Source organism: Aquamicrobium sp. (assembly GCF_023954335.1).
Classification (GTDB): domain Bacteria; phylum Pseudomonadota; class Alphaproteobacteria; order Rhizobiales; family Rhizobiaceae; genus Aerobium.
The window spans coordinates 788,759-804,500 of sequence record NZ_JAMLIE010000001.1; the positions used below are offsets into that span (position 1 = coordinate 788,759).

The 15,742-nt window shown below is 63.7% G+C and carries 14 protein-coding genes; 13 read left to right on the forward strand and 1 reads right to left on the reverse strand.

Annotated features, from left to right (window positions below; translation table 11 throughout):
* Window positions 1–2 precede the first annotated feature (2 nt).
* Window positions 3–791, reverse strand: coding sequence for an enoyl-CoA hydratase-related protein (locus tag M9945_RS03860; RefSeq protein ID WP_367943477.1), 789 nt, complete (start codon window positions 789–791; stop codon window positions 3–5).
* Window positions 792–957: 166 nt separating this feature from the next.
* Between M9945_RS03860 and M9945_RS03865 the strand changes: the two genes are divergently transcribed.
* From M9945_RS03865 to M9945_RS03925, 13 genes are all read left to right on the forward strand, one after another.
* Window positions 958–2,253: an ABC transporter substrate-binding protein gene (locus M9945_RS03865; protein ID WP_367943478.1), complete on the forward strand. Its 1,296-nt coding sequence runs from the start codon at window positions 958–960 to the stop codon at window positions 2,251–2,253.
* 68 nt (window positions 2,254–2,321) lie between these two features.
* A complete protein-coding gene (locus M9945_RS03870) occupies window positions 2,322–3,197 on the forward strand; it encodes a branched-chain amino acid ABC transporter permease (protein ID WP_367943479.1) in 876 nt (291 codons plus the stop codon).
* Between the two features lie 10 nt (window positions 3,198–3,207).
* Complete coding sequence (locus M9945_RS03875; RefSeq protein ID WP_367943480.1) at window positions 3,208–4,197, forward strand: branched-chain amino acid ABC transporter permease; 990 nt, start codon at window positions 3,208–3,210, stop codon at window positions 4,195–4,197.
* The gene (locus tag M9945_RS03880) at window positions 4,194–4,943 is read left to right on the forward strand and encodes an ABC transporter ATP-binding protein (RefSeq protein WP_367928489.1); all 750 of its coding nucleotides are present in this window, start codon (window positions 4,194–4,196) and stop codon (window positions 4,941–4,943) included. Before M9945_RS03875 ends, M9945_RS03880 begins: the two co-directional genes overlap by 4 nt.
* Complete coding sequence (locus M9945_RS03885) at window positions 4,936–5,676, forward strand: ABC transporter ATP-binding protein (protein ID WP_367928490.1); 741 nt, start codon at window positions 4,936–4,938, stop codon at window positions 5,674–5,676. The genes M9945_RS03880 and M9945_RS03885 overlap by 8 nt, the downstream gene beginning before the upstream one ends.
* A complete protein-coding gene (locus tag M9945_RS03890; RefSeq protein ID WP_367943481.1) occupies window positions 5,666–6,466 on the forward strand; it encodes an alpha/beta fold hydrolase in 801 nt (266 codons plus the stop codon). The genes M9945_RS03885 and M9945_RS03890 overlap by 11 nt, the downstream gene beginning before the upstream one ends.
* A complete protein-coding gene (locus M9945_RS03895) occupies window positions 6,463–7,245 on the forward strand; it encodes an enoyl-CoA hydratase/isomerase family protein (protein WP_367943482.1) in 783 nt (260 codons plus the stop codon). The genes M9945_RS03890 and M9945_RS03895 overlap by 4 nt, the downstream gene beginning before the upstream one ends.
* Before the next feature lie 3 nt (window positions 7,246–7,248).
* Window positions 7,249–8,460, forward strand: a complete 1,212-nt coding sequence (locus tag M9945_RS03900) for a CaiB/BaiF CoA transferase family protein (RefSeq protein ID WP_367943483.1) — start codon at window positions 7,249–7,251, stop codon at window positions 8,458–8,460.
* Window positions 8,460–9,629, forward strand: coding sequence for an acyl-CoA dehydrogenase family protein (locus tag M9945_RS03905; RefSeq protein ID WP_367943484.1), 1,170 nt, complete (start codon window positions 8,460–8,462; stop codon window positions 9,627–9,629). The genes M9945_RS03900 and M9945_RS03905 overlap by 1 nt, the downstream gene beginning before the upstream one ends.
* On the forward strand, window positions 9,626–11,734 hold the full coding sequence (locus M9945_RS03910) for an acetate--CoA ligase family protein (RefSeq protein WP_367943485.1): 2,109 nt from the start codon (window positions 9,626–9,628) through the stop codon (window positions 11,732–11,734). The genes M9945_RS03905 and M9945_RS03910 overlap by 4 nt, the downstream gene beginning before the upstream one ends.
* Complete coding sequence (locus M9945_RS03915) at window positions 11,731–13,128, forward strand: MmgE/PrpD family protein (protein ID WP_367943486.1); 1,398 nt, start codon at window positions 11,731–11,733, stop codon at window positions 13,126–13,128. The genes M9945_RS03910 and M9945_RS03915 overlap by 4 nt, the downstream gene beginning before the upstream one ends.
* Window positions 13,125–14,354 carry an MFS transporter gene (locus tag M9945_RS03920; RefSeq protein WP_367943487.1) on the forward strand — a complete coding sequence of 410 codons (1,230 nt, stop codon included), beginning with the start codon at window positions 13,125–13,127 and terminating at the stop codon, window positions 14,352–14,354. The genes M9945_RS03915 and M9945_RS03920 overlap by 4 nt, the downstream gene beginning before the upstream one ends.
* A complete protein-coding gene (locus tag M9945_RS03925; RefSeq protein ID WP_367943488.1) occupies window positions 14,351–15,742 on the forward strand; it encodes an MmgE/PrpD family protein in 1,392 nt (463 codons plus the stop codon). The genes M9945_RS03920 and M9945_RS03925 overlap by 4 nt, the downstream gene beginning before the upstream one ends.

Genomic DNA, 15,742 nt, shown 5'->3' on the forward strand with positions numbered 1-15,742 from the left:
TCTCAACGCCGAAACTTGCGGAAGTCGGTCGGACGCTTGCCGAGGAAGGCGCTGATGCCTTCCATGTTCTCTTCATTGCCGTAGATCGAGGCGAGAAGCTCGGATGTCGGGAAGTACGAGCCGTAGAATTCCTGGTCGGAGCCGGTGTTGAGTGCGATCTTGGCGATGCGGATGCTCTGCGGGCTCTTGTCCAGTATGGTCTGGCAGAGCTCGTTCACCTTTGAGTCGAGATCGTCGGCAGAGCAGACGTCGTTTATCAGGCCCATCTCCAGCGCTTCGCGCGCCGTATAGAGACGACATGTGTAGAGCATCTCCCGCGCCTTGCGCTCTCCGACATAACGGGCGAGGAGCTGACAGGCGCCCCAGATCGGGATGCTGCCAACCCGGGGACCAACCTGGCCGAACTTGGCGTCTTCGCTGGCTACCGTCAAATCGCAGAAAAGATTGATCTCGTTGCCGCCACCGACGCAGAAGCCGCGGACCTTGGCGATGATCGGCTTGTCCATCATGCGCATGATGGAGGACAGATTGTAGAGCCGGCGCATATGAGCGCGGCCGACATGCGGGGTCCGTTTCGACTGGTCGCTGACGTCTCCACCGGAGCAGAATGCCTTGTCGCCCGCGCCAGTCAGCACGACGACGCCGATCGTCGCGTCCTCGGCGGCTTTGCGCATGGCATCCGTAAGCTCTTCGTACGTCTTTGGCCGGACGGCGTTTCGAACCTCGGGGCGATTGATCGTGATAGTCGCGATACCCTCGGCCGCTTCATACAGAATGTCATCATACGCCATCCGGTCGATCCTCCCTGCCGTCTGTCAACTTCTTGCAAAGGCTAGGACTGGGGTCGTCATCTTGTCAAACGAAAATTTCACTAGACGGATCCAGTTTCATTTTATATTCTCTCTAAACGCGGACCTGTTCTGCGTTCGTCGCAGCGATGGCGCCCGGCGACCAACAGTGCATTCGAAGATGACGGGAGGAGCCGCCAATGGTGGTCCGTCGACTCAGGATGAAAAAAACCGGGAGGGAATGATGAGTGCAGGACGCAACAAGATCGCAGCTCGGCTGGCAGCACTGGCGGCAACGGTTGCGATATTCGCGGGAGTCGCGCCGGCTGGCGCGGAAACAATCAAGATTGGTGTCCCGATGGAACTCAGCGGGCGCTTTGTCGCCTATGGGGCATCCGGTCGTCGCGGCGTCGAGATGGCGTTGGAAAAGTTCGGCACTAAAGCCGGCGACAATGATATCCAGCTTCTCTTCCGCGACGTGCAATCGGAAGCCCAGGCCACTGTTTCGGCGATCAACGAACTGGTTTCGGTCGAGAAGGTTGATTTCATGATCGGGCCGGTAGCCAGCCCGATCGTGGCGGCCTCGGTCCCGCCGTGGCAGCAGGGCAAGCCCATCTGGATCGTCAACGGCTCATCGAGCACCCAGCTCGAAGAGATCGCGGGTGGGGAAGACACGTTCTTCCACACCTATCCCTACGCTTATCACTATCACACGTCTGAAGCCGAGGCGTTGCAGCACTATCTCGGCGAGGGCAAGAAGATTGCGGTCATCTATTCCGACGACAATTACGGCCGCACCCATCTCCCCTACGTCCAGCAATTCTACAAGGAGGCCGGTTTCGAGATCGTCGCGGAAGAGCTCATTCGGACCAATACGCCCGACATGAATCCGGTTCTGACCAAGATTGCGCGCGTCAAGCCCGACATTTTGATCGGCCTCGTCCAGACAACGGACGCCATCACGCTCGCCAAGCAGATCCACACCCGCAAGCTGGATGTTCCGTACCTGGTCGGCACGGCCTACACCCAGCTCGACGAATGGCAGGAAGCCGTTGGTGAGGCCCAGGAAGGATGGATGGGCGTAACGACCTATCTGCCCGGCGTGAATCATCCGGCCAACCCCGACTACCCGGAGCTTTTCCCTGAAACGGAGGCCTGGGCCGAGGCGTTCAGGGCCAAATACAACATGGAGCCCGATTTCCTCGACATCGGCCATTACGCGGCCATGGGAATGCTGCTCGTCGCTCTCGACAAGGCCGGCGGCGACAAGGCGAAGGCGGCCGAGGAACTACGATCGCTCGACATCCCCACCGTGAACGGAAGGGGCAAGTTCGAGCCGACCGGGTTCGGCACCAAGCAGCAGGCCTTCGTCGACATGGTGGTCTTCCAGCGACAAGGCGGCAAGAACGTCGTCCTCTGGCCGCTCGAGGCAGCCTCGGGAGACATCACGGCCGTTACTCGCTGACGCGGTCAGACGACTGATGCGCGCGGCCTTCGCGCGCATCCCTCGCCCTCCAACTCGCGGAGCGAACAATGGATTTTCTTGGGCAGTTTCTCGTCGACGCGATGCTGCTCGGTGGCCTCTATACCCTTATGGTGATAGGGCTGTCGCTGAGCTTCGGCATCATTCGTGTCATCAATTTCGCGCATGGTGAAGCCATCATGCTCGGCGCCTACGCCTCTTTCTGGGCGCTTCATGTTTCAGGAATGGACCCGCTGCTTGCCCTGCCGCTGGTCATGGCCGCCGGCCTCGTCGTCGGGCTTCTGATCTTTCGTGTCGCCATTCGGCGGGTGCTCGACGCGCCGCACATCAACCAGATTCTCCTGACCTTCGGTATTGGCCTGGTTCTTCAGAATGTGGCGCTTATCGCATGGACGGGCGATGAGCGATCGGCCAATCCGCCATATGCCTTCTCGTCGATCATGTTCGGCGACATCGTCATCTCGGTATCGCGCGCGATCGCGTTTGCCGTGGCAGTGATCCTCGTCGGCGGGCTCTTCTTCTGGCTCAAGCGCACCGAGCTCGGCCGCGCCAGCCGGGCCCTGGCGGAGAATGGCGACGCGGCCAGGCTTATGGGCATCAACGTCAACGCCATCTATGGCCTGACGTTCGGTATCAGTGCCGCCTTGGGCGCCGCGACCGGGGTCCTGATGAGCTTCATCGGCGCCATCTCTCCTTTCATGGGCTTCCACATGCTGGTGAAGGGATTCGCGATCATCATTCTGGGAGGGCTCGGCTCGATCATGGGATCGGTGATCGGCGCCTTCGTGCTCGCATTTGCCGAAACCTGGGTCGCCTACTACGTGCCGGGCGGCATCGGCTGGGCCGAAGGCGTCGCCTTCGCGGTGCTGTTCGTCATCCTGATCGTGCGGCCGCGGGGAATCCTCGGCCAGGCGGTCGAAGAGTGAGGTGGCGACGATGACCGCAATCAACCAGACCTCACTCGTCGTCATTTCCGCAATTGTCTTCCTCGGCGTGACGCTCCTCAGCGGACCTCAGGTCGGCGACTGGATGTTCCGTATCTCGACGCTGATGATGCTCGCGATCAGCTGGAACCTGATGGCGAATGCCGGCCTGATTTCTCTCGGCCATTCCGCCTTCTGGGGCGTTGGAAGCTATGCTGCGATACTCAGCGCCAACGCCTGGGGCCTGCCCATCTATCTCAGCCTGATCGTCTCCATGGTGTTCGGCAGCCTGCTCGGCCTCTTTCTCGCGGTTGCTACCGGTCGGCTGCGCGGAATCTTCTTCGCGATCTCGACGTTGGCGCTGTCTGAAGGCCTGCGGATATCGGCCTTCATGATGCCGGAGATTACCAACGGTGCCGTTGGTCTCTTCCTTAACCAGGCGCTGCGGCCCTCGACAACCTTGCTCTATGTGGTCGGGTGCGTCGGCGCCGTGATCGCGGTCGTCGTCTCCGTCGTTCTGTCGCGCTCGCGTTTTCACTTCGCATGCCGAGCGATGCGCAACAATGAGCCAGCCGCCCAGATGCTAGGTATCCGACCATATACCTATCGGATAGTACTTCTGGCCATCTCGGGGGCCATGGCCTCCTGCGCTGGCGGCATAAATGCATGGTATGGCGGCTATCTTGATCCCGAGGTCGCGTTCACGCTGCATTTCACCATCCTGTCGCAGATCGCTCCCATCCTCGGTGGCGTGCATACGCTGGTCGGGCCGATTATCGGCTCCTTCGCGATCGTCGGTCTCGCCGAAGCATCCCGCATCTTCTTCGGCCAGCAGGAAGGCTTCAGCCAGCTGATCTATGGCTTGGTCCTGATCGTCGGCATCCTGTTCATGCCGGCGGGAATCTGGGGCACTGTGCGCAGCTTCCTCAATCGTTCGGCGACGCGCAAGCGCCGGGAGGCCGCAGTGGCATCCGCCGCCGGGCGGGCGGAGGTGAAAGGATGAGCGCGCTGCTATCCATCCGCAATCTGAAAGCCGGGTATAGCGGTGCGATCGCTCTCTCGGACATCAGTATCGATGTGGCGGAAGGCGAGGTCGTCTGTCTGCTCGGCTCGAATGGCGCGGGAAAGACGACGACCATGTCCGTGCTCACTGGCCTCATCCCGGCCATGGCCGGCACGGCCGTATTCGCCGGCAAGGACCTGCTGGCGATGTCCACCCATGAGAGGGTCGAGGCCGGCCTCGCCCTTTCCCCGGAGGGCCGCAAGGTGTTTCCGAACCTGACAGTCGAGGAGAATCTCGTCCTCGGTTCTTACAACACCCGCGCCCGCGAAAGGCGGGCGTCCAGGCTGGAGGAGGTCTACTCCCTCTTCCCGCGCCTCGTCGAGCGCCGTTCCCAGAAGGCGGGGCTGATGTCGGGCGGCGAACAGCAGATGCTTGCCATCGGCCGCGCGCTGATGGCGGGCCCGAAGTTGCTGCTGCTGGACGAGCCGTCGCTGGGTCTCGCGCCCAAGATCGTGCAGCTTGTCTTCGCGGCGATCAGGGAGGTCGCGAAGTCCAAGACCACGATTCTGCTTGTCGAGCAGAACACGCGAGCAGCGCTCAGCGTGGCGGACCGGGGCTATGTCATCTCGCACGGAACGATCGTCTACGCGGCGCCGACCCCCGAATTGCGTGAATCGCAACTTGTTCGCGAGGCCTTCATCGGAAGCGATACAAAGACCCGTCAAGGGGAGCGTGGCGATGCTTGAGATCAAGGGATTGACGAAGCGTTTTGGCGGTCTGTTCGCTGTCAATAATCTCAATCAATTCGTCGAGGAAAAGGAGTTCCTGGGGATCATCGGCCCCAATGGAGCCGGCAAGACAACGCTGCTCAATCTCATTACGGGCTATCTCACGCCTACGGAGGGAACGATTTCCTTCAAGGGGCGGGAGATCAGCGGCACGCCGCCTTATCGGATGTGTCGCATGGGTATCGGCCGCACCTTTCAGGTGGTGCGGCCATTCGCCGAGATGACCGTGCTGGACAATGTGGCCACCGGGGCTCTGTTTGCGCGGCCGGAACGGCACAGCGTCGCGGAAGGTCGGCGTCTTGCCCAGCGTCCGCTCGAGCTTACCGGTCTGTGGGAGCTGCGCGATCTACCTGCATCGGCGCTTACGATCGGCAACAAGAAGAAGCTCGAGCTCGCGCGCGCACTTGCGACCGGACCGCAACTCCTGCTGCTCGACGAGGTGATGGCGGGACTTACGCGCGGCGAGATCGACGAACTGATCGTCGTGCTGAAACATATCCATGCCGACGGTGTGACCATCTGCATGATCGAGCATCTCGTGCATGTCATCATGCAGCTCTCGCAACGGGTGATGGTGTTGAACTTCGGCGAGAAAATCGTCGACGGATCGCCTCAAGAGGTCATCTCGAATCCGCTTGTCATCGAATCGTACCTCGGCAAGGAGATCGAGGAGGGTTCCGATGCCGCTTGAGGCCGTCGCTTCGACGCTGATGGACCTGTTTCGCGAAACGCGCGGCGATGGCCCGCCGATGCTGCTTTTCCATGGCGGCACCGGATCGCACCGGCATTTTGCGCGCAACGTGCCGGCTCTTGCAGAGCATTTCCGGGTGCTGGCCTTCGATCTCCCCGGCTATGGATTGTCACCGGATGTGCCGGAAGGCATGTCGCCGGACGACTATCTCGACTGGATCGCCTCCCAAGCGGCCGCAGTCCCCGGAGAACTTCATCTCGTGGGATTCAGCTTCGGCGGAGCCGTTGCCTCGGCAACGGCCCGCCGGCTGGGCGATAGGGTAAAGCGCGTCACGCTCATCGGACCCGGCGGCTTCGGAGAGCCGGTCGGACGGTCCATCCAGCTGGAACCCATGCCGCGCGGCGCGGCGACCGAGGACGAAATCCGGAAGGTGGTCGCCCACAATCTCGGCGTCTGGATGATGGCAAAAACCCCTGACCCGTCTGATGACGCAGTGGACATACAGCTTGCCAACATCCGCGGTTCACGGTTCGACAGCCGCTGCGTGAGTTTCCGTTTCTCAACGCCGCCCGACCTCGCGCAGACGACGGCTCCTGTCCAGATCATCTGGGGCAAGAACGACCGGATCGCTTATCCATCCGTGGCCGCTCGCGCGGAGCAGTGTCGCTCGGCACGGCCCGATATTCGCATCGATATCGTGCCCGGCGCGGGGCACTGGACACAGTTCGAAGCTGCCGAGGCGGTAAACGCGCTGATTTCAGACTTTCATACCAGGGAGCTTCGTCAATGAGCTATCAGACCATACGTGTCGAACGGGATGCGGCTGCTGCGATCATAACGTTCAATCGCCCGGAACGCCGCAACGCGGTCAGCACGCAGGCAATGTCGGAAATCATCGCGGCTTGCCGTGAGGCCGAGGCCGACGAAAATGTTCGCGCCGTCATTCTGACTGGTGGTGACGCCTATTTTTCCGCAGGCGCCGATCTCAACGAGGCCCGCGCGATCAAGGGCGCGGCTGAGGGCGTTGCCTACTTCAACAAATGGCACGCGCTCAATGAGGCGCTCGAGACGTTGCGCAAGCCGGTCATTGCAGCCATCGAGGGGTTCTGCATGACGGGTGGCCTCGAACTCGCGCTGGCCTGTGATCTGAGGGTCGCCGCGGAAGGCTCCAGCTTCGCGATCACATCGTCCAAGATCGGCACGGTCGCAGGTGCAGGCGGCACACAACGGCTGCCCCGCATCGTGGGACCGGCCCGCGCGCTTGAGATTATGTTCGCAGCCGAACCCATCGACGCCGCGGAGGCCTATCGGATCGGGCTGATCAATCGTCTGACGCCGAAGGGCGGGGCCCTGGCCGAGGCCAAGGCAATGGTGAAGGTCTATGAGCAGCGCGCGCCTCTTTCCCTCGCCTTCGTCAAGCGGGCGGTTCACCGCGGCATGCAGATGGACCTCGCCTCGTCCATCGAGTTCGAGACCTTCCTCGTCACAACGATTTACGGCACGGAGGACCGGCTCGAGGGGATCGGGGCCTTCCTGGAAAAGCGGCCGGCCAGCTTCCGGGGACGCTAGGTTATGACCGGTCGGGTTTCGGATGCGGGTCTGCCGCTCGACGGCGTGCGGGTGCTGGATTTCAGCCGGCTTCTCCCCGGTCCTTGGGCGACACAGATGCTTGCGGACATGGGCGCGGACGTCATCAAGATCGAGCATGTGGAAGGCGGCGATCCCAGCCGCCACAATCCGCCCATGGCCGGCGACACCAGCGTCTATTTCCGTTCGGTGAATGGCGGCAAACGCTCTCTGGCCCTCGACCTTCGCGCTGAGCCGTCCAAGGCGGTCATCCGCCGGCTGTTCGGGCTCAGCGACATCGTCTTCGAATCGTTCAGCGTTGGCACCGCTGATCGGCTCGGAGTGGGTTATCGGGATGCCCGCGCCTTGCGACCGGACGTCATCTACTGCTCCATCTCCGGCTATGGCCAGGACGGGCCCCGTTCCAGCGTGCCAGGGCATGATCTCATCATTCAGGCAACCAGCGGCATCCTCTCGCCGCAACCGGGCTCGCTGCCGCATTTCCAGGCGGGCGACTATTCTGCCGCGTCCATGGCAACGATTGCCGTTCTGGCGGCGCTGCGCCAACGAGACGCAAGCGGGGAGGGTCGCCATCTCGACATCTCCATGGCTGACAGCCTGGTTGCGATGGGCGCGATCGCGCTCGGGCCGGGTCTTGCTCGGGCGGCGGGCTTTCCGGGGGAACCGAGGATCGAGGTATGGGGCGTCAATCCCCGCTATGCCATCTATCCGACCGTCGACGGCCGCACCGCGGCGGTGTGCCTTCTCGAGGCGCGCCTGTGGCGGGCATTCTGCGGGGCGATCGGCCGGCCGGATCTGGCTTCCGAAGACGAACGTCCCGAACAGCGCCATTCGAGCCATGGCGCGCGCGGCGAGGAATTCCGTTCGGCGATAGCATCATGGTGCGCCGCCAAAACCGCCGCCGAAATCGACGCCGTCATGGGGTCGCTCGGCCTGCCTGTCGCGGCGGTCGCCACCGCCGACGAGGCGGTCTCCGACCCGCACAACAGGCAGCGCGGCATCATCGCGCAGGACGATGCCGGGAGCACGCCGGTCCTTGCTAACCCGCTTGCACGGGCGGGGCTGGCCCGCCCGGAGCGCAGCGCGGCCCCCGCGCTGGGCGAGCACAACGACGCAATTCTGGCCGAGCTCGGCCTCAACAACGAACGCGGACAGATCGCCCCGTCGCGGGGCGAGGACGCGAGAACGGGATCGTGATGGATTTCAATCTCTCCGAGGAACAGAACATCCTCAGGGATCAGGTTCGGTCCCTGGCGGAAAGGGAGCTCGCGGCCGGGGCGCTGGAACGGGCCCACAGCGACGACTATCCATGGGATGTCGCCCGGCTCATGGCCCGGAACGGCCTGCTCGGGATAACCATCGATCCGGCCGACGGCGGCCAGGGCGGGTCGCTGACCGATGCCGTCATCGCGATCGAACAGATAGCCTCGATCTGCCCCCGCAGTGCGGATGTGATCCAGGCCGGAAACTTCGGCGCGATCCGCGTCCTTTCACAATTCGGCAGCCCTTCCCAGAAGGAGCGCTTTCTCAGACCGCTGCTGACCGGAGAGGAAGTCATTTCGGTCGCGATGACCGAGGGCGACGCGGGTTCGGCGGTGACCGAACTCACCACTACGGCCACGCCGGACGGCGACGGCTATCTCGTCAACGGCTCGAAGGTCTTCACCACGCACGGCGTTCACGCCACGATGTTTCTCGTCTATGTGCGTTTCGGTCCCGGCATCGACGGCATAGGATCGGTGATCGTCAGGCGGGGCGCCGAAGGTTTCAGCTTCGGCAAGCGCTCGCGCTTCCTGTCGGGGGAAGACTGGAACAGCCTCTATTTCGAGAACGTCTGGGTTCCGAGGGAAGACGTCGTGCTCGGTCCGGGAGGATTCAAGAAGCAGATCTCGGCGTTCAACGTCGAGCGCCTGGGCAACAGCTCGCGCGCGCTGGCGCTGGGCCGGCACGCATACGAAATCGCGCGCGGGCATGCGCTGGTGCGCAAGCAGTTCGGCCGCCAGCTCGCGGAATTCCAGGGCCTGCAATGGAAATTCGCCAACATGAAGATCCAGCTCGATTCGGCGCAGCTGCTGCTCTATCGCGCGGCCGCGAACGCCGACCGCGGCTTGCCTTCCCCCGAAGAGACGGCCATCGCCAAGGTTGCGTGCAACCGAGCAGGCTTCGAGGCGGCCAATGAGGCGATGCAAATTCTCGGTGGCCTGGGCTACAGCGAGGAAACGCTTGTCGAATACTGCTTCCGACGCACCCGCGGTTGGATGATCGCGGGTGGAACGGTCGAGATACTCCTCAACCGCATCGCCGAACACGTCTTCGAAAGGAGCTTCCCGCAGCGCCTGCCGCGGGTGGAGGAAAACAGGGCATGAAAATGGACGGCGGCGTGGCGGGCGCCCTCTTTTCCCCCCGCAGCATAGCCCTCGTGGGAGCGTCTTCGGACCCTTCCAAGCATACATCGCTGCCGCTGCAGTACTTGGCGCAGCACGGCTATACGGGTCGTATCTTTCCGATCAATCCGAACAGGAAAACGATCGGCGATCTTCTCTGTCACCCCAGCGTGGCGGCTGTCGGCGAAACGATCGATCAGGCCTTCATCATGCTGCCTGCGCCCATGGTTCCCGCAGCCATTCGCGATTGCGCGTCCGCGGGCGTCCGCGTCGCCGTCATTCTCAGCGCCGGCTTCAGCGAAGTGGGAGAGCAAGGTCAGCGACTGCAGGAAGAAATGCTGGCCGAGGCGCGTCGAGGCGGCGTCCGCCTTGTCGGACCGAACAGCCTAGGGATGGTCAATTTCGTAGACGGCGTCGCGGTCACCGCCAACGAGGTCTTTTCGATACCCACGCTGCCGAAGGGCCGCCTGGCTCTGGTAACACAAAGCGGAAGCCTGCTTGGAGCGCTGGTTTCCCGGGCGGCCGGCCGCTCGATCGGCTTCTCCAAGATGGTGTCGGTCGGCAACGAGGCCGATCTGGGCGTCGGCGAGATCGGTGCCATGCTCGTGGAGGATGATGACACCGACGCGATCCTCCTTTTTCTGGAGACGGTGCGCGATGCCGATTGCATGCGTGCGATGGCGATACGCGCCCACGAGAAGGGCAAGCCGATCATCGCATTCAGGTTGGGGCGCAGCGCGGTTGGAGAAAAACTCGCGATGTCACACACGGGAGCGCTGTCCTCCGACGGCGCGGCCATCGACGCCTTCCTGGCCGATATTGGCATCATGCGGGTTGATCAGATCGAAACGCTGTTGGAAGCGCCGGCGCTCGTCACCGGATGCAAGCCGGCGCGCGGTGGCCGCGTCGCCGTGATGAGTACGACGGGCGGCGGCGGCGGCCTCGTGGTGGATGCGCTCGCGGAGCGCAACGTCGATGTGGTTGCTCCGGACCGGGCCTTCATCGACCTTGTCGCCGGGCGGGGCATCACGATTTCGGATTCGCCCCTGATCGATCTCACGCTCGCCGGCGCCCGGGCCGATCGCTATGGCGCGGTCCTGGAAGCCCTTCGCGATTCGCCCCATTGCGATGCAGTGGTGGCCGTGGTGGGTTCTTCGGCGGAGTTTCGCCCCGATCGGGCCGTGCAGCCGATCATCGACCTCTCGCACCGCATCGGCAAGCCGCTTGCCGTGTTCATCACGCCTCAGGCCGAAGAGTCGCATCGCAGGCTCAGGGCTGCCGGCGTAGCGACGTTCCGGTCTCCGGAGACCTGTGCGGACGCGTTGTCGGCCGCCTTGCGGCGGCGTCCGCCGGTGATACGGGCCAGGAAGGGCGATGCGATCCCGATGCCAGACCTTTCCGGGTTCGGCGCGGGGCAGCTCCCCTTAGAGGCATCGCTGAAAGTGGCCGCCGCCTTTGGCGCGCCGTCGCCCGCAGGCGTCACGATCCCCGCAATGGACGCCTATATGGCAGAGGACATGCCGATCCGTCTCTCATACCCCGCGGTTGCGAAGATCGTTTCATCCGACATACCCCACAAGACGGAAGCCGGCGGGGTGATCATCGGCGCGCGAAGCGCGGTCGAGCTCGCGGAAGCCTGCGGCGCCATGGTGCGGCGTGTGAGGCAGCGACGGCCCGACGCGGTTCTGGAAGCGGTAAGGATCGAGGCGCAGGAAACCGGTCTGGCGGAAGCTATCGTGGGCTTCAGGATCGATCCCGCCGTCGGGCCGATCATCACGGTCGGCGCCGGCGGCGTGCTTGCCGAGATCTACCGCGACATCGTGCTGAGGCCGGCCCCGGTCGACCGGCAGGAAGCGATGGAGATGATCGGCGAGGTGCGCGCATTCGCGGCGATACGAGGCTACCGTTCGTTGCCGCTTGGCGATGTCGAGGCGCTTGCTGCGGTGGTGGTGTCGATGTCGCGTCTGGCATGCGTCGAGAATGCTCGCGTGATCGAGGCCGAAATCAATCCCGTTCTGGTCAAGCCGGAAGGCGAGGGAGTCGTCGCTCTCGATGCGCTCTTCGTGATCGGAGATCCTGCGTCATGAGCGCCGCTTCCGGCAGCCCGACACAGCAATTGGCCGCGTTCAGCGCTGGCGTGCGATATGAACATCTGTCGCAGATCGAGAGGTGCAGTTGCGCACGACACCTCCTTGATACGGTCGGCGCCTGTGTGGCCGGCGCCTCCAGCGATGTTTCGCGGATCGCCGCCGGCTTCGCCCGCGACATTGTCGGTTCCGGCCGCGTTGCGGTTCCAGGACAGCGGGAGCGCTATGACAGCCTGACGGCGGCGTGGCTCGGCGGTGCTGCCGCGCATGGTCTCGAGGTGGACGACGGCTATCGCGCCGGCTCGGTGCATCCCGGCTGCGTCGTCGTTCCTGCGCTTCTCGCCGCTGCCGCCGGCAGCGATGTCGACGGGCGCAGGCTCATGACGGCGCTGGCCGTCGGCTATGAGGTTTCGACCCGGCTCGCCGAAGCCATTCACCCCGCATCTCGAGAACGAGGTTTCCACAACACCCCGATCGTGGGCGTTTTCGCGGCAGCATGTGCCGTCGGCTCGCTTCGCGGACAGGACGCGTCGACGATAGAGCAGGCGATGGGCATTGCCGCGAGTTCGGCTGCGGGACTTTTCGCCTTTCTTGAAGGCGGCGGCGAGATTAAACGGCTCCACGCAGGATTGGCAGCGCGCGAAGGGCTGATGGCTGCGTTGCTGGCCGAGCGCGGCATGACAGGCCCGCGCCACGTGATCGAGGGACAGGACGGTTTTTTTCAGGCTTATTCGGGACAGCCTGTTGCGGCGTCCTTCGCCGACGAGATATGGCCCCGTATGGGTGAGACGCCTCTGAACGTCACACGCTGCTACATGAAGCCGTATGCCTGCTGCCGTCACATCCATCCCGCAATCGATGCCGTTCTGGATGTGACTATATCGGAATCCGTCGAGGCTGAAGCGATTGCGGAAGTCCGCTCCGCCACCTACGAGATTGCCGCCAAGCATGCCAGGGGCGGCTGGAACGACATGGCCTCGGCTCAACTCAGCTATCAGTTCTGTGTCGCCGCCGCGATGAGGCACGGTAAGGTGACGGTGGAGGCGTTCGGCGCCGCGGCGCGCGCCGATCCGAAGACCAACGCCTTCGCCCGGCTGGTAAGCGTATCGGTCGATGTCGAGTGCCAGGCGACCTATCCGTCGCTAAGGTCTGCGCGCGTCACCGTCATCCTCAAGGATGGGCGTGCGTTCGAACGCTTCGTCGACGAGCCCAGCGGTTCCGCGCGGCATCCTCTTTCCGACGAGGCGGTCGCGGCCAAGTTTATGGATCTCGCCTCGCCGGTGCTGGGCGAGACGCGAAGCCACGCCGCCGCCGAAGCGCTGCTGAACATCCACCTTACGCCACGCATCGACGAACTTCTTCCGCTCCTCGAACCTGCCGCGGAGGGAGCATGAAGACCCGGCCCGTCTATCTGATGCTGGTCGTGCTCGCCGCGACCACCGGCATGCAGACCTTGGCGGCCAACAGCCTGTTCATAATGCCTGCGATAGCGCCGGAGATCGCAGCTTCCATCTCCGTGCCGGCTGCTTTGATCGGTTATCAGGTCAGCATCGTCTATCTCGGTGCCATGGCCATGTCGGTGATCGCGGGATCGTTGTCGACCATGTGGGGTCCGGTGCGCACGGCCCAGTCAGGGCTTCTTCTCGGTATCGTCGGACTCGTGCTGGCCACCACGCCTCATCTGATGGCGCTCGTGGTGGCGTCGCTGCTCATCGGCATGGGCTACGGTCTCATCAACCCGCCGTCCGTCAACATGCTCGATATCGTAGCGACGCCGCGCAACAGGGGCACGTTGTTCTCGATCAAGCAGACCGCCGTGCCGCTCGGCGGGATCGTCGCGGGGCTGGTGGGCCCGCCCGTGACGCTCGAATATGGCTGGCGCGCTGCGCTCGTCGTTTGCGCCTGCCTGTCTCTTCTCATGATGTTTCTCGTTCAGCCGCTCGCCCCCCGCTTCGACGCAAGGCGCGACCGCACGGTTCAACTGACAAAGAACCCTTTTCGCGATCTCTCCCTCGTATGGAACCACCCCATCCTGCGCTGGATAACCCTGTCGGCCTTCTTTTTCGCCGCGGTGCAGTTCACGCTGACGACCTATCTCGTCACGCTTCTGGTCGAGGACGTGCAACTCGGCCTTGTGGCCGCAGGCATAGCTCTTTCGGTGTTTCAACTCGCAGCGGTATTCGGTCGATTGGCATGGGGAGCGCTTGCAGATCTTACCGGAACGGGCTTGCGCGTGCTCTTTACGGCCTACTGCCTGGCGCTCGCGAGTATCCTGCCGCTAATCTTCATGACCCGTGCATGGGCGATCGCCTTCATCTATCTCGTGCTGAGTCTGCTCGGTGTTGCCGGAGCAGGCTGGAACGGCGTGTTCGTTGGCGAGACCGTGCATCTGGCACCTCCGGAATCGGCCGGCCGTGCGATCGGCGGAGCGTTTGCCTTTACCTTCGCCGGCGCGTTGCTCGGGCCCAGCGCCTTCGCGATCGCTCACAGCCGGATCGGCCTCTACACCCATACTGCAGTGCTCATCGCCGCCTTCGCTGCGGCGGGGTGCCTGTGTTGCGCGCTTGCGCTGCACAGGGTCGCGGCGCGCAATCGAACCTGTGGAGGAGAAAGCCGATGACTAGCCCAAAAGACCGATCGAGAAGCCTGGCCGAGGAGCTGACCGCGCTGCGATACGCCGATCTGTCGGAGCAGGATGTCGCGCAGACGCAGAAGTTGATCCTCGATTACATGGGCGTCGCCTTCGGCGGCTGCGACCTGCCTTGGGCGAGGGCACTGCGCGAATGGGCCGGACGTTTTGAGGCCACGGGAAGAGCGGGTGTCCTCGGCTCGCGCATGCGTGTGAGCGCCCATATCGCGGCCCTCGTCAACGGGGCGACCGCTCACGGTTACGAACTCGATGACACCCACGATGCCTCGACCAGCCATCCAGGCGGCGTGGTGATCAGCGCGGCGTTCGCCGCCGCTGCCCAGTCGGGCGCCGGCGGCGAGGATCTGCTGGCCGCCATCGTCGCCGGCTACGAGGCGATGGCGCGGATCGGAATGGCTGCAAACGCGCCTGAGGGAATGGAAGCGGGTTTCCACCCAACGGCCGTCCTTGGCGGCTTCGGCGCTGCTGCCGCGGCGGCGCGGCTCTACGGGCTTGGAACCGAGGGCATGCTTACAGCATGGGGGCATACGCTTTCCCTGACCGGTGGCTCGATGCAGTTTTCCGACGAGCCCGCCGGCACGATGGTGAAGCGGTGTCATGCGGGTTATGCGGCGATGAACGGCGTGCTTGCCGCCGAGTTGGCAGCGGCGGGCCTCAGCGCGCCGCAGCGCGCGCTCGACGGCAAATACGGCTATATCCGTCTCTACGGACGACATCCCGCCCCCGAGAAGCTCGAAAAGGCCGCGGGCGCTCCGCTCGAGATCAACCGGATCAGCCTCAAACCCTATTCGTGCTGCCGCCTGTTCCACTCGCTGATCGACGGACTGGGCGAGGTCACCGACGGCTATGCTGCCGATGTCGACAGCATCCGCGGCATTCACGTGCGGGGACCCCAGGCTATTCCGGACCAGCACATGCTTCGCCGGCCAAGCTCCGTGATGGCGGCGCAGTACAGCCTGCCTTTCGTGGTTGGCGCCACCCTTGTCTTCGGTCCGAGGCGCTATGATGCCTACCGTGAGGACCGCCTCGATCATCCCGGCATCCTTGCCGTGGCCGACAGGGTCGAAGCCAGCGCCGACGCGGAGATAGAGCGTCATTTCCCCGAGCATTTCGGCACGGCTGTCGATATGACTTTCGCCGACGGGACGACGCGCTCGGCCACGGTGCTGGACAGCATCGGAACGCCGGCACGGCCGATGTCAATCGAAGACGTCAAGGCCAAGGCGAGCGGTCTCATTGCTGCGGTAGATCGGGAGTTCGACGTCGATCGGCTCCATGACGCGGTTGTCAGGCTCGGGCGTGACGGCCGCGGCCCTGTGGAAGCCCTCGTCATGACCGACAAGCGAAATCCCGACTGA

Excerpts from the sequence above, each read along its gene's own strand:
- M9945_RS03920 (WP_367943487.1), top strand. The coding sequence starts at position 13,125 with ATGAAGACCCGGCCCGTCTATCTGATGCTGGTCGTGCTCGCCGCGACC.
- M9945_RS03885 (WP_367928490.1), top strand. The coding sequence starts at position 4,936 with ATGCTTGAGATCAAGGGATTGACGAAGCGTTTTGGCGGTCTGTTCGCT.
- M9945_RS03870 (WP_367943479.1), top strand. The coding sequence starts at position 2,322 with ATGGATTTTCTTGGGCAGTTTCTCGTCGACGCGATGCTGCTCGGTGGC.
- M9945_RS03905 (WP_367943484.1), top strand. The coding sequence starts at position 8,460 with ATGGATTTCAATCTCTCCGAGGAACAGAACATCCTCAGGGATCAGGTT.
- M9945_RS03890 (WP_367943481.1), top strand. The coding sequence starts at position 5,666 with ATGCCGCTTGAGGCCGTCGCTTCGACGCTGATGGACCTGTTTCGCGAA.
- M9945_RS03915 (WP_367943486.1), top strand. The coding sequence starts at position 11,731 with ATGAGCGCCGCTTCCGGCAGCCCGACACAGCAATTGGCCGCGTTCAGC.
- M9945_RS03925 (WP_367943488.1), top strand. The coding sequence starts at position 14,351 with ATGACTAGCCCAAAAGACCGATCGAGAAGCCTGGCCGAGGAGCTGACC.
- M9945_RS03910 (WP_367943485.1), top strand. The coding sequence starts at position 9,626 with ATGAAAATGGACGGCGGCGTGGCGGGCGCCCTCTTTTCCCCCCGCAGC.
- M9945_RS03900 (WP_367943483.1), top strand. The coding sequence starts at position 7,249 with ATGACCGGTCGGGTTTCGGATGCGGGTCTGCCGCTCGACGGCGTGCGG.
- M9945_RS03880 (WP_367928489.1), top strand. The coding sequence starts at position 4,194 with ATGAGCGCGCTGCTATCCATCCGCAATCTGAAAGCCGGGTATAGCGGT.
- M9945_RS03875 (WP_367943480.1), top strand. The coding sequence starts at position 3,208 with ATGACCGCAATCAACCAGACCTCACTCGTCGTCATTTCCGCAATTGTC.
- M9945_RS03860 (WP_367943477.1), bottom strand. The coding sequence starts at position 791 with ATGGCGTATGATGACATTCTGTATGAAGCGGCCGAGGGTATCGCGACT.
- M9945_RS03895 (WP_367943482.1), top strand. The coding sequence starts at position 6,463 with ATGAGCTATCAGACCATACGTGTCGAACGGGATGCGGCTGCTGCGATC.